Annotated in this window: 16 protein-coding genes; 8 read left to right on the forward strand and 8 right to left on the reverse strand. The window is 60.8% G+C overall.

Annotation, left to right across the window (positions count from 1 at the left end):
• Nucleotides 1–454 precede the first annotated feature (454 nt).
• From ACP7BV_RS04390 to ACP7BV_RS04415, 6 genes are all read right to left on the reverse strand, one after another.
• The gene (locus ACP7BV_RS04390) at nucleotides 455–628 is read right to left on the reverse strand and encodes a hypothetical protein (RefSeq protein WP_426101902.1); all 174 of its coding nucleotides are present in this window, start codon (nucleotides 626–628) and stop codon (nucleotides 455–457) included.
• 75 nt (nucleotides 629–703) lie between these two features.
• On the reverse strand, nucleotides 704–2,674 hold the full coding sequence (locus ACP7BV_RS04395) for a PKD domain-containing protein (RefSeq protein ID WP_426101904.1): 1,971 nt from the start codon (nucleotides 2,672–2,674) through the stop codon (nucleotides 704–706).
• Between the two features lie 143 nt (nucleotides 2,675–2,817).
• Nucleotides 2,818–3,171: a phosphatase PAP2 family protein gene (locus tag ACP7BV_RS04400; RefSeq protein ID WP_426101906.1), complete on the reverse strand. Its 354-nt coding sequence runs from the start codon at nucleotides 3,169–3,171 to the stop codon at nucleotides 2,818–2,820.
• 6 nt (nucleotides 3,172–3,177) lie between these two features.
• On the reverse strand, nucleotides 3,178–3,462 hold the full coding sequence (locus tag ACP7BV_RS04405; protein WP_426101908.1) for a hypothetical protein: 285 nt from the start codon (nucleotides 3,460–3,462) through the stop codon (nucleotides 3,178–3,180).
• Nucleotides 3,426–3,614 carry a hypothetical protein gene (locus ACP7BV_RS04410; protein ID WP_426101910.1) on the reverse strand — a complete coding sequence of 63 codons (189 nt, stop codon included), beginning with the start codon at nucleotides 3,612–3,614 and terminating at the stop codon, nucleotides 3,426–3,428. The genes ACP7BV_RS04405 and ACP7BV_RS04410 overlap by 37 nt, the downstream gene beginning before the upstream one ends.
• Entirely contained in the window at nucleotides 3,611–4,387 is a 777-nt protein-coding gene (locus ACP7BV_RS04415) for a hypothetical protein (protein WP_426101912.1), read from the reverse strand. Before ACP7BV_RS04415 ends, ACP7BV_RS04410 begins: the two co-directional genes overlap by 4 nt.
• 178 nt (nucleotides 4,388–4,565) lie before the next feature.
• On the opposite strand from ACP7BV_RS04415, the gene ACP7BV_RS04420 reads away from it, so the two are divergent.
• The 5 genes from ACP7BV_RS04420 (at nucleotide 4,566) to ACP7BV_RS04440 (ending at nucleotide 8,595) form a co-directional block, all read left to right on the forward strand.
• Nucleotides 4,566–5,255 carry a heavy metal response regulator transcription factor gene (locus ACP7BV_RS04420; protein ID WP_426101914.1) on the forward strand — a complete coding sequence of 230 codons (690 nt, stop codon included), beginning with the start codon at nucleotides 4,566–4,568 and terminating at the stop codon, nucleotides 5,253–5,255.
• Nucleotides 5,242–6,663, forward strand: coding sequence for a heavy metal sensor histidine kinase (locus ACP7BV_RS04425; RefSeq protein WP_426101916.1), 1,422 nt, complete (start codon nucleotides 5,242–5,244; stop codon nucleotides 6,661–6,663). Before ACP7BV_RS04420 ends, ACP7BV_RS04425 begins: the two co-directional genes overlap by 14 nt.
• 153 nt (nucleotides 6,664–6,816) lie before the next feature.
• Nucleotides 6,817–7,359, forward strand: coding sequence for a phosphatase PAP2 family protein (locus ACP7BV_RS04430; protein WP_426101918.1), 543 nt, complete (start codon nucleotides 6,817–6,819; stop codon nucleotides 7,357–7,359).
• A 31-nt stretch (nucleotides 7,360–7,390) separates the two neighbouring features.
• Nucleotides 7,391–8,179 (forward strand): hypothetical protein, encoded by a 789-nt coding sequence (locus tag ACP7BV_RS04435; RefSeq protein WP_426101920.1) that lies wholly within the window; start codon nucleotides 7,391–7,393, stop codon nucleotides 8,177–8,179.
• The gene (locus ACP7BV_RS04440; protein ID WP_426101922.1) at nucleotides 8,176–8,595 is read left to right on the forward strand and encodes a hypothetical protein; all 420 of its coding nucleotides are present in this window, start codon (nucleotides 8,176–8,178) and stop codon (nucleotides 8,593–8,595) included. Before ACP7BV_RS04435 ends, ACP7BV_RS04440 begins: the two co-directional genes overlap by 4 nt.
• A gap of 253 nt (nucleotides 8,596–8,848) precedes the next feature.
• On the opposite strand, the gene ACP7BV_RS04445 is transcribed toward ACP7BV_RS04440, so the two are convergent.
• Nucleotides 8,849–9,109, reverse strand: coding sequence for a hypothetical protein (locus ACP7BV_RS04445; protein WP_426101924.1), 261 nt, complete (start codon nucleotides 9,107–9,109; stop codon nucleotides 8,849–8,851).
• A gap of 245 nt (nucleotides 9,110–9,354) precedes the next feature.
• On the opposite strand from ACP7BV_RS04445, the gene ACP7BV_RS04450 reads away from it, so the two are divergent.
• Nucleotides 9,355–9,636: a KTSC domain-containing protein gene (locus ACP7BV_RS04450; protein ID WP_426101926.1), complete on the forward strand. Its 282-nt coding sequence runs from the start codon at nucleotides 9,355–9,357 to the stop codon at nucleotides 9,634–9,636.
• Between the two features lie 47 nt (nucleotides 9,637–9,683).
• Here the strand turns inward: ACP7BV_RS04450 and ACP7BV_RS04455 are convergent, their stop codons facing one another.
• Nucleotides 9,684–10,370: a hypothetical protein gene (locus tag ACP7BV_RS04455; RefSeq protein ID WP_426101928.1), complete on the reverse strand. Its 687-nt coding sequence runs from the start codon at nucleotides 10,368–10,370 to the stop codon at nucleotides 9,684–9,686.
• A gap of 82 nt (nucleotides 10,371–10,452) precedes the next feature.
• On the opposite strand from ACP7BV_RS04455, the gene ACP7BV_RS04460 reads away from it, so the two are divergent.
• The gene (locus ACP7BV_RS04460) at nucleotides 10,453–11,100 is read left to right on the forward strand and encodes an AMIN-like domain-containing (lipo)protein (RefSeq protein WP_426101930.1); all 648 of its coding nucleotides are present in this window, start codon (nucleotides 10,453–10,455) and stop codon (nucleotides 11,098–11,100) included.
• Nucleotides 11,101–11,236: 136 nt separating this feature from the next.
• Entirely contained in the window at nucleotides 11,237–11,521 is a 285-nt protein-coding gene (locus ACP7BV_RS04465) for a hypothetical protein (protein ID WP_426101932.1), read from the forward strand.
• Nucleotides 11,522–11,715: the final 194 nt, after the last annotated feature.

Raw genomic sequence — 11,715 nt, forward strand, 5'->3', positions numbered from 1 at the left:
TAGGCGCGCGGCGAAATCTTGGAACAGCGTGGTCAGAACGGACATGGCAGGCAGGGATAGTAAAAATCCATGCTGGACGCCGCAATTTTAAAGTGATGTCAAGTGTTATTGTGAAAACATTGATAATAATTTACTGAAATGCACGCCAACTGCTAACTTGGGTGGATTGATGGACGCATTCCCTTGCCAAAAATCTTGTGCATCTCAGTATTACTCGATCATGCAACGTGGTCAGGAAGGCCGGGTACGAAGGACAATCGACTTTGATTTTCTCAGCGGTAGCCCAGTCGGGGAAAAGACCCGTAATGACTGGACCGAGCCTGTGATATCGGAAAGTACATTCAAAAGGATGGGGAAATTTCCGCTCATCTCAACGCACCAACCGGTGTCTGTCTTGTGCTTGGCGTACAGCTTCGCCGCTGCCTTTGCCGATAGTATGGTCTTGGTGGCAGACTTACCTGCTGTTGGTGTTGCTGCGATCATGATTTTCCTTTTTTGAAGTAACAGCGCCGGACGTGGCGAAGGTTGCGATTTGCTGCGAGACGGACGTGCCTGCAACGCGTGCTTTTTCCTGAAGCGCTGACCACGCGGACGGCAGCATCAGCGACTGCTGAACTTCCAGCGCCATCTATCGCTGCACATCCAAGCCGCCGGCTGCAATGGTGGGGCATCGACTTCCCCCATGCGCCGGCTGCCCCTCGCGCTACTGCACCGCAATCACGCCCTTGATCACCTTGCGCTCGGCCGCCTTGTTCCCCTGGCCCTGGTTATCGTATGCCACCATCTCAGCACCAGACATCGGATCCACCCGCCATATCTTCAAGCTGAAGTTGCCAGCGCCGTCGCCTTTCCCATTGCCTGCCTTCGCTCCCATGCTGAATTGATAGTTTCCCGCGCCATTGATCGTACCGTTGCCTGCGAATACACCCTGCATCCCGGTCGGGCGCAGTTCCTTGCTGCGGAAATTGAGCCCGCCGACTTGAAAGTCCAACTGACCGGCCACCAACACCTTCTCCCCACGGGTGACGGCAGGCGCTATAAAACTGAATGTGGCCAAGCCCGCCTGGAACGGCGCCTTTTTATTTGGCACGTGCGGCGACGTGAACGACCCCGCGCCGCCCGCAAAGCCGCGCGACTGGTCATATACGATGATCTTGCGGCTCACCGCAGCACTGTTACCAGCCAGATCGGCCACCCTGGCCGACACGGTATACATTCCCGGCGACCCAAACGTATGGCTGCCCGTTGCGCTTCCGCTGCCGTTGCGCGCCATCGTATTACCCGCGCTGTCGCCACTACCGTCACCCCACGACCAGATCACGTTGTGCCTGGCGGCCCGGTCCTCGCCCGCAAAGCTGACTGAAACGTCGAGCGGCGTGCCGACTTTTACCAGCTCGGCAGCTGCGATCGGACCCACTGCGTGGCGGCATCCACAAACGCGCTCCGGCACCAGCAACACCAGTCCGGCATTTGAAATCGCCAAGATCGCGCCCTTGTCCGAGACCGCCTGGGCCGAATGCAAGGTCAGCCCCGCCGGCGCATGCCTCAGCCGTGTGTTCAGGTCAACCAGGCCTTCTTTCGCCGTCCAGACAAAAGCGCGCCAATCGTCGTCAACCGTTGCCGCGCCGCCGACCACCTGGCCCTTATTGTTGGCGCCAATGGCGAACGAGGTTGCACCGCCAAACGTGCCGAGCATGACAATCCCAGTAGCGCGCGTCCACGTCATCGCACGCTGGGCGACGTTGGTGGAAGTGATGACGCCGGTCATGCGGCCGCTGGCCGTCATGCCTACGATCCAGTTGCCTTCGCCGCCGGCCGTGCCGATATCGCGCATGCCGCCGCCGCGCGTCCAGATGAACGCGTGCGTATTGCCATTATCGACGAAGAAATTGCCGCCAATTTGTCCGTTGGCGTCCACCCCCACCGCGTCCGAATAGCGGTTGCCAAGTGTATCGATATCAACGATGCCGGTGGCGCGCTCCCACGCAAAGGCGTGGTAGTCGTACGCTGGCGTCAACGAGTTACCCGCGATTAAGCCGTTATCATTGATTGCCCTGCCATAAGCGATGGTGTCGGCCCCGCTGGCCAGGCCGCCCAGGTCTTCCATGCCGCTGGAAAGTGTCCAGCGGAACGCGCGCGGATACGGCAGCGGATCGCCATTCGACTCGCCGGTAATTTCATCACGATTATTGATCGCCGGTTCCCATGTCGATACGGCACCAGGGAGCGCGCCGAGATCGATCATGCCGCGCCGTTTGCTCCACACAAATGATCGCACGATGCCAGCCTTGGTTTGCGAAACGCCGGTGACGTGGCCATGATCGTTCAGTCCCGTCACCCGCGCAAAATCGGCGCCGAGCGTGCTTATATCCTGGACGGTTTTTCCGTCATAAAAAAACGAGCGCAGCGGACCATCGCGGCCGTTAGCCAGCGAAAACGCCACTTGTCCGCTAGCGTTGATCAACGCTGGAGCAATGTAATCTCCATTGGCAAGATTGATGATGCGATAGGTCGTGCGTTGCAGCGCGGCATGCGCGCTGTCGGCGCCTTGCTCCAGCGCTGCGGCTTGCCGGGCAGACGCCGCAGCGGCCAGCGTCAAGCCAGCTAACAGACAGGGCAGCCACACGGCAACTGCCAATTTTTGGGACGGCGAGGGTTTAATAAAGTTCAGCATTTTTTGCTCCAAGGACGGATGGGAGAACGGCGCGCGACGCTTTTTTAATCGCGGCGCAGAAGTCCATCATCAGGTGCGGCTCGGCAGTGGAGCATGGGGGAGATCATGGGGAGTTCGTTTGACGCCAAAAGGGCGCCGTGCCTCTATCGCACGCGCATCACCAACGCCAGCCCGGTCACCCACGCCACCGAAGCCATCCACCCGGCCAACACATCGGAGGGATAATGCACACCCAGATACACCCTGGACGCTCCCACCAGCACGACAAATACGGCGCCGCAAGCAAGCGCAATCCCACGCCAGCGGGTGCTGTGCCAAAGCAGACACACTACCGCCGCAGTGACCGCCATGCTCGCCATGGAATGCCCGCTCGGAAAGCTGTAGCTAGTGTCCTGCGTTGGAAATTCGTTGTATAAATATTCCGACAATCCCCACGATGCTGCGTCAAAAATGCTCGCAAGGCCCCGGCCTTGCTCCGCTTTTGTTCCTTGCCTCATGGCGATTTAGGAACATTTATAAACAACGAACTTCCAACGCAGGACACTAGTTTCAGGCAACATCGACGTCCATAAACTTGGTCGCGCCCGCGCAAAGCTGTATTTCGCAAGCAGATTGAGCAGCGCCGCGCCCCCGGCCGCCAGCAGCCAGAACCACAATCGCAAGCGTTCGCCGCGCCTGTACAGCCAGCCTGCCACCAGCACAATGCACGGCACCAGGCCCAGCGCTGATCCGGCGCGCGTGCTCGCCACCATCACCAGGTCCAGGACCGCGCCGGCATGTGCGTGCATGAACTGCAAAATCGGACCATCGAAGAAAAAAGCGCTTTCTCGATCACGTCTTCAGCCAGCATGCCAAAGCCAAACAGCGGCACCAGCACGCACGCGAACAGCACCAGCACGCGCCTGGCTGCAAACGGCGCAATACGGGACCAGCGACTCATCGTGCATCCGCCGAGACGGCTGCAGCCCGTTGCGGCGCCATGATGATGCAAGCGATGATGAACGCGGCCAGCCAGGCCGTGGCGCTGTAGCGGCTCAGTGCCAGGCCGCCATTGCCGATCGGCTTGTCGAGGTAGTCGCCAACTGTCGCCCCCAGCGGGCGGCTCAAGATAAATGCCGCCCAGAACAGTGCGGTACGTGAAACGCCGGTCCAGAAGTACGCTGCCGCAATGGCCAGCAGCGCCGCGGCGAACACCAGCGCGCTGCCTTGATAGCCCAGGCCCAGCCCGGCGGCAGGATCGGCAAACCAGTCGCCCAGCGCGGTTCCCAGTGTTTGCGAAAACATGATCGTCACCCAGTAGAAAACTTCCGCCCTGCGCGTATCGAGGCGTTCCAGCGCGACCGATCCCAGCGACATGTGCCAGCAGGCCAGCGAAGCGAGCAGCAAAACACCCAGCGCGGCGGCGCCGCCGGCGTAGCCAATTCCCAGTGAGCGGTCGACATAATCAGCCAGCGTGGTCCCGAAGGTGGTGGTGGCCACAATGACCGTCCAGAACAGCGCCGGGTGAAAGCGCCTGGCTACGATCTGCGCCGTCACTGCCGCCAGGAACAAGGCGGCAAACACGACACTGCCAACCAGGTAGCCCAGCTTCATCGACATGGTCACAGCGTCGCCCGCGGTTTCTCCCAAAGTGGTCGCCGCGATTTTGATGAGCCAAAACATCAATGTCAGTTCCGGGACTTTGCCCAACTTGTTGCTGCTAACGCCAGGCATCTGCATCCTCCGGTAAATTTCCTTAACGCGAGGATAGCGGCTGGCTAGCCGCGCACGCTTAAGATTACGAAAATGTAATCTCCCGTTTCCCTATGCCAGCCGAATTGCGGTCACAATGCGGTATCGCTTTTTTATGCCTGCCCATGTTCCTTTCCAAGCCTCCCATGGCGTTATCGCCATGACCAAGATCCTGTTGGTGGAAGACCAGCCCACGGCCGCCGCCTACCTGGCGCAAGGCTTGCGCGAGGCGGGCATGGTCGTCGATGTCGCCCACACCGGCCCCGACGGTTTGCACCAGTTGCTGACCCAGGCCTACGACTTGGCCATTCTCGACGTCATGCTGCCCGGGTTGGACGGCTGGTCCATTCTGGCAACCGTGCGCCGCGCACACAGGCCAACCCCGGTGCTGTTTTTGAGCGCGCGCGACGACATTGAAGACCGCGTGCGCGGCCTGGAGCTGGGCGCCGAAGATTACCTGGTCAAGCCATATGCTTTCAGCGAACTGCTGGCGCGCGTTCGCGTGATCTTGCGCCGCAATGATGGCAGCGCGCAAACGCACGAAGCCTCCCGGTTTACACTGGCCGACCTCACGCTCGACCTGCTCAAGCACCGCGCCACCCGCGGCGCCGACAGGCTGGAGCTAACGCCGAAAGAGTTTGCGCTCCTGGCTTTCTTGCTGCGGCGCGCCGGCGAGGTCCAGTCGCGCACCGTGATCGCCGGCCAGGTCTGGGACATGAATTTCGAGTCGGATACCAATGTCGTCGACGTTGCCATCCGGCGCCTGCGCGCCAAGCTCGACGATCCGTATCCCGTCAAGCTGCTCCACACCGTGCGTGGCGTGGGCTATGTTCTCGATGTCCACAATTAGCCTGCTTGACGCGCGGCGCTGGTCGCTGACGGCGCGTTTGACGGTGTTTTTCGGGACCGCCATTGCCGTGATCCTGGTGTGCGTGTCGGCCATGATGTACGCCGAATTGGTGCGCCAGGTGCACGAGAAGCAAGAGGTCGAACTGCTGGAAGACGTGCACATCCAGCAAGAGGTGCTGAGCGAGCTGCAAAGGAAGGGCCGCCAGTCCGACTGGGAACATGAATGGCGCGAACAGCAGGATGAAATCGGCGAATTTACATGGCAACTGATCGGGGCGGACGGCAAACTCGTCGCCGCTTCAGGCAACGCGGCCAACCTGGCGCCGGCGTTCGCCCACGCCGCTCCGGCCAACCGCTTTTACCGGGTGAGCGTCCCCGGCGCCCAGGGCGAGCGCTACTTTCTGGTGTTCGACGCCACCGGCAGCGGCGCCGACGGCAGCAAGCTGTTGCGCGGCATACTTGACGTCGCGCAGGACGAACAAGTGCTGCGGCGCTACCTGGCCAAATTGTTCAGCGTCGTCATGCTGGCGATCGTCGTCGCGGTCCTCACCGGCTTCTTGCTGGCGCGGCGCGGCCTGGCCCCGGTGCGCGCCATCAGTGCCGAGATCGCCCGCATGAGCGCCGAGCGGCTCAGTGCCCGCATCGCACAAGATGGCTGGCCGTCCGAACTGCGCACGCTGGCCGGCAATTTCGACGAGCTGATGGGGCGCATCGAACGTTCCTTCGAACAGTTGTCGCGCTTTTCCTCTGAGCTGGCGCACGAATTTCGTTCACCGATCAATAATCTGGTGGCGGCAGCGAGCGTCACGCTGGGCCGCGCACGCTCGGCCGAGGAATATCAAACCACGCTGGCGGTGGTGGTCGAGGAGGGCGCTCGCCTGTCGCGCATGGTCTCGAGCATGCTGTTCCTGGCGCGCGCCGACAATGCCAAACAATTGGTGCAGGTCGAAGACTTGTCCACGCAAATCGAATTTCAAAAGCTGCTGGAGTTTTTCGGCATCCTGGCCGACGAGCAGGGCGTGGCGCTGGAAGCGGACGGCAGCGTGCATCTGCGGGCCGATCCGCTGCTGCTGCGCCAGGCCTTGTCGAACCTGCTGGCCAATGCCTTGCGCCACAGCGCGCGCGGCGGCAAAGTGCGCCTTTGCGCGTTCGACCGGGCCGACGCCATTCTCATCGCGGTTAGCGACAATGGTTGCGGTATCGCCCCCGCGCACCTGCCTTTCCTGTTCGACCGCTTTTACCGCGCCGACGCGGCGCGCAGTGCGACCGACAGTACCGGGCTGGGCCTGGCCGTGGTGCGTTCGATTGTCGAGCTGCACGGGGGCACGATCGAGGTCCGTAGCAGGCCGGGGGAAGGCGCCACATTCACGCTGCGGCTGCCAAAAGACGCGCCTGGCATGTCCAGATGACAGAAATGTAATCAGCCCATCCGTATTCCGTCACGGTGCACTTGTCACAATGCTGGCATTCACCGGGAGACGGACATGCAGATCAAATGCGCAATAGGAACCTTATTATTGACGGCAACGTGTTGTGGCACGGCTTTGGCGGGCAGTGGACCCTTGGGAATAGATTCCAAGCTGAACTACGACAACCAGGGAATCTGGAAACGCAGCAATCAAAAAGCGCTGGCCGGCGTGCTGATCGGGGGCGAAATAGTCGGCGCGCTGTGGGAAGGGAGCGACACGCGCCTGGGCCGCACGTTCTACCAGGCGATCGACGCCTCCATTGTCGGCGCCGTTTCGTCCGAAGTCCTCAAGCGCACTTTCAGGCGCGAGCGGCCTTCTCAGACGGACGACCCGAACGACTGGTTCAAACGCGGCGGTCGCAGTTTTCCCAGCGGCGAAGTCACGCTGGCGGCATCGGTGGTCACGCCCTTCGTGCTTGAGTACGGGCACGACCATCCCGCCGTGTATGCGCTCGAACTGATTCCCCTGTACGACGCGCAGGCGCGCATGAAAACCCACGGCCACTGGCAAACCGATGTGCTCGCCGGCTGGGCGCTCGGCACGCTGGCCGGCTATTACGCCCATTCACGCAGCGAATCGTTCACCGTCGGGTTCGTCCCGCGCGGGATCAGCGTCGGATGGAAAAGCAAGTTCTAGGAGAACGTCATCCGTCACCATGCATATTGATATGCTGAATGCCACCGCGCCCGCCAGGCCCAACAAGGTCCCGGCGGTGACGCTTGTGTTTTGGATCATCAAGCTCTTGTCGACCACGGTCGGCGAAACGGGCGCCGATTACCTTGCGGTCAACGCCGGCTTCGGGCAGTTCGTCACCGTCGCCATGATGGCCGCCGCGCTGGCCGTGGCGGCAGTGTTGCAATTTCGCGCGCGCCGTTGCATTCCGGCTGTGTATTGGCTGACGGTGATCCTGGTCAGCATTGTCGGCACGCAGATTACCGATGTGCTCACGGACAGCCTTGGTGTCAGCCTGTATGCAAGTACTGCATTTTTCGGCGTCGCATTGGCGCTGGTCTTTATAGGGTGGTACCGCTGCGAACGGACGCTGTCGATCCGCTCTATCGACAGCGTACGCCGTGAATGCTTCTATTGGTCTGCCGTCTTGTGCACCTTCGCACTCGGGACCGCAGCGGGCGACCTGGCAACCGAAGCCTGGGGATTGGGGTTCAAATTTGGCGTGCTGGCATTCGGCAGTCTGATCGGCATGGTGCTCGTGGCCTGGCATCTGGGCGCCAACGCGGTCCTGATGTTTTGGCTGGCGTATATCCTGACCCGGCCGCTGGGGGCCGCCCTGGGGGACCTGCTGACCCAGTCGCCCGACTATGGCGGCATGGGCCTGGGGTCCACACTGACCAGCGTTATTTTTCTGGCGGCGATCGTCGCTCTGGTCGCGCTTTCTCACCTGCCGGGAACGCGGGCCCAGGCAGCGTCCAACTTGCCTTTAAAGGAATTGCCATGATGTTGATATCGAAGACGTGGGGCCTGGCCGGATTGTTGCTGGCGGCGCTGATAACGCAGGCGGGGTGTTCGAAACCTGGCCAAGGCCAAGCAAGAGCACCAGTTGCCAGCGCGGCGCCGGCCACAAAACATGCATCCAGGCTAGGCGAACTCGGGCATTTTCGCGTGATCGCGGCTGACGTGGCAAAGATGGTGGAACGTGGCGATTTAGCGGCGGCAAAGGCGCGGATCAAGGATCTGGAAATTGCCTGGGACGAGGCGGAATCTGGATTGAAGCCCCGCGCGGCGGCCGACTGGCACACGCTGGACAAGGCCATCGACCAGACACTCGACGCCTTGCGCGCCGAGCCGCCCAACGCCAGCGCGTGCCGGCAAAAATCAGCTGATCTGCTGAAAGTATTCGCGCTGATGGACTGACACGGCGCGCCATTGAAGATCAAGAATCTTGCCCAGCAACCGGGGGACACGCGCCAGCGCTGACCTTCACACGATAGCGAGAAAGTCTTCGGGTTCATGCGGGTAATGGTGCCAATCCGTTCGCGCAGGTGCTTGCGCGGCCTGTTCAGCGCGCTGGACGGGATCAGCCACGATGGCCGCATAGGGCAGCTTGCACTGGCTGCGGGGCGCCAAGGTGCAAATGGCGCCGGCCGTTGTTGAAAAGCCCATCGTGCTACTTCTCGCCAAGCGCCACTGTTCCTTGCGCCGGTCCCTTGGGCATTGCCTTGCCGGACGACTGGACGTCAACAAGCGCCGGGACGCCGGAACGTGCCTTCAAGCCCGCAGCCTTGTCTGGCGCACGTTCGGCCGGGTAAAAAAACGCCGCCCAAACGACTGCAACGAAGATGCTAATAATGGGATACTTTTTCTTGGTCATGCAAAACCCTGGACCAAAGGAAGCCTTGCCTCGTGTTGAGACAATCTGAAATAACATGGTGGGAAGTCCTCACGTGGCGCCGCGCTGTGCGCCAGGATTTACCCGCGCAACGCCATCGGCATACGAACAGACAAGATTGTTTTCTAAACTGCAGCTATCGTACGATGGGCTTGGCCGCGCGCGATTCGATTAGTTGCAAGTGTTTGTATCAATAGTAACGAATCTGCTATCTTGCACGAATCGGATTGCACAGGTGCTTTCCGACGCGCGTATTCGCGTCGCATCGACGCAGGAGAGAAGCCATGGAAATGAAACGCATCAACGCAGGCAAGCTGCGCGCTATCGGATACGACCAGAAGGAACGCATGTTGCGCGTCGAACTCGACGACGGCAATGCGATCGATTACGCCGGCGTGGGACAGGAGGTGTGGCGCAAGTTGTCGACGTCAGCTTCCGCCTGGAGCTATTACCGCGACAATATTGAAGAGGAATTTTCTGGCAAGCGCGGTATCGCGAACAAGCAGCAAAACCGCGATGCACTTGACGCACTGTTCAGGTCAAGCGATACCGACGAAACGCCTTGACTGCACCAGCTTGGCACGGCCGGCGTGGCGCCAGCCGTGCGCCAACATTAGATTACGCAGGCAACGTACGAAGCGGTCGATTCAGCATCGTCGCTGACCGCACCGTCACTAAGCCGCACGCCTTTGCGCTGAGCGGCGAGCAAGCCGGCGGTGGACGACCAGGTCCGCGACAACGTCCAGCCGTGGCCCGCCATCGCGCCAGCGGCGCGCAGGTCGCTCAGTTCAAGCTCGGTGGGCATGCGCCAGCCTTTGGTGCCATTGATGGTCGTCGTGGTGCAATAGTTGTTGGCGTTTGCCCAGGTATCCACGAAGGTAACGCCCATCCACGTGCGCCCGGCGAACGTGACGGGCGTGGCGCTGGTGGCTGGTGCGGTACAGGTGTTGTTCTGACGGGTTGCCGGCGCGATGCATGCCTTCATGCTGACGGTCAGTACGGCGCTCGTGCTCGAGGCGTTATAACTGCCCATCGCTGCCTGCTGGGCCGTGATGGTGCTGGTGCCAGGGCCGACAATCGTGACCGTGTTGCCGGCGATGGTGGCCACTTCCAAGTTGCTGCTGCTAAACGTGAACGCGCCCGGGCCCTTGCTGCTCGGCGCCGTCAAGGTAAATGGGGCATCGCCTTCAGCTTTGCTTGTTGCGGGAAATGCGCCCAGGGTAGGGCCGTCTCCGCCGCCACAGGCAACCAGGAACATGGTCAGTAATAAAGCAAAGGGAAACAAGCGTTTGAAGGTCATATCGATCCATCGGTAATGAGCAGGATTGCAGACCAATATTGTCTCATGTATAAGTAAGAAAACGCAGACTGAGGAGTTGATTTTGAACATTTTTTCTTTTAGAAATACCGTCGTGCTGTCCATGCTGAGCTTGAGCGTTGGCATCAGTGCGTGCAAGCGTACCGAGCCAGCCAAACCGCCGGCCCCGCCCACCGAGGCCCCGGCGCAAGCGAACCAGCCTGCTGCGCCGCCTGCAGCCGTGCCCGCGCCTGCGGAACCGGCGATGGCGCCGGCGCCTGCCAGTGCCGCGGGCGGCAGTGCAGCCCCGACGACCGGGCATTCCAAGGGCAAGGCCAGCAGCCACTCGCAACGTGCGCCGGTGCTGCGCGCCGTTCGCAGCGCCACCCAGGCCGGGTTTGACCGGCTCGCGTTCGAGTTCGATACTGTCGGGCTCCCAGCGTGGGATGTTGCCTACGTCGACAAGCCCGTGCTCGACTGCGGCAGCGGTGAGCCGGTCAAGGTGGCGGGCGAAGCCTTTTTGCAAGTCCGCTTCACCGGAGCCCAGGCAAATGCGGGAAAAGGGGGCGTGCCGCGGCGGCGCGCGCTGGCGCAACCGAATGCGCGCGAGCTGGTGCGAACCTGCAGTTTTGAAGGGGAGGTGACCTGGGTAGTGGGCCTTGCGCGTGCCAATGCGTATACGCCGCGCATCATGACAGAGCCGTCGCGCCTGGTCATCGATATTGCTCACTGACAAGCAAAGCTAGAGTAAGACCTCTACGGCTGTGTCGGTTACCGAACGGAGCCGGCGCCCGTTCGGCTCTAATCTAATTGTTCTGTCGAGCGGCGCCAAGCCTTGGCCCGTATTCAAACAGTACCAAGGGATAGCCATGCAAACCAAAGAAACCTACATCGCCAAAATGAAACTCCAACTCGACGAGCTGGAAGTCAAAATGCATGCACTGGAAGCGAAAGCCAAAGACGCCAAAGAAGCGGCCCACGACAAGTATGTGGAAGACATGGCCAAGCTGCGCGAGCAGTCCAAGCTGGCAAAAGCCAAATTCGACGACCTGGTCGATGCCGGTGAAGACAAGTGGGACAACGTCGTCGTCGAAATGGAAAAAGTGCGCGATGCTTTTGCCCATTCGTTTAACTACTTTAAGTCGCAGCTGTAATACCCGCGCTTTAGGGAAGCACTGATTTATTCTGGCGGATGGAATCGGTCACGCAAAAAGTGCCCGGCAAGGCGCAACACTGCAGACATGCCGGGGCATAGCGAAGATTTGCAACGCAGCTGGGCGCTTTTTTCGTGCGCCGAGTCCGCCGCCATGAATTAATCAGTGCTTACTTAGCACGTCATGTGCTGAAC

Origin of the sequence: Massilia sp. TSP1-1-2 (genome assembly GCF_049896185.1) — a bacterium.
Classification (GTDB): Bacteria; Pseudomonadota; Gammaproteobacteria; order Burkholderiales; family Burkholderiaceae_D; genus Telluria_A.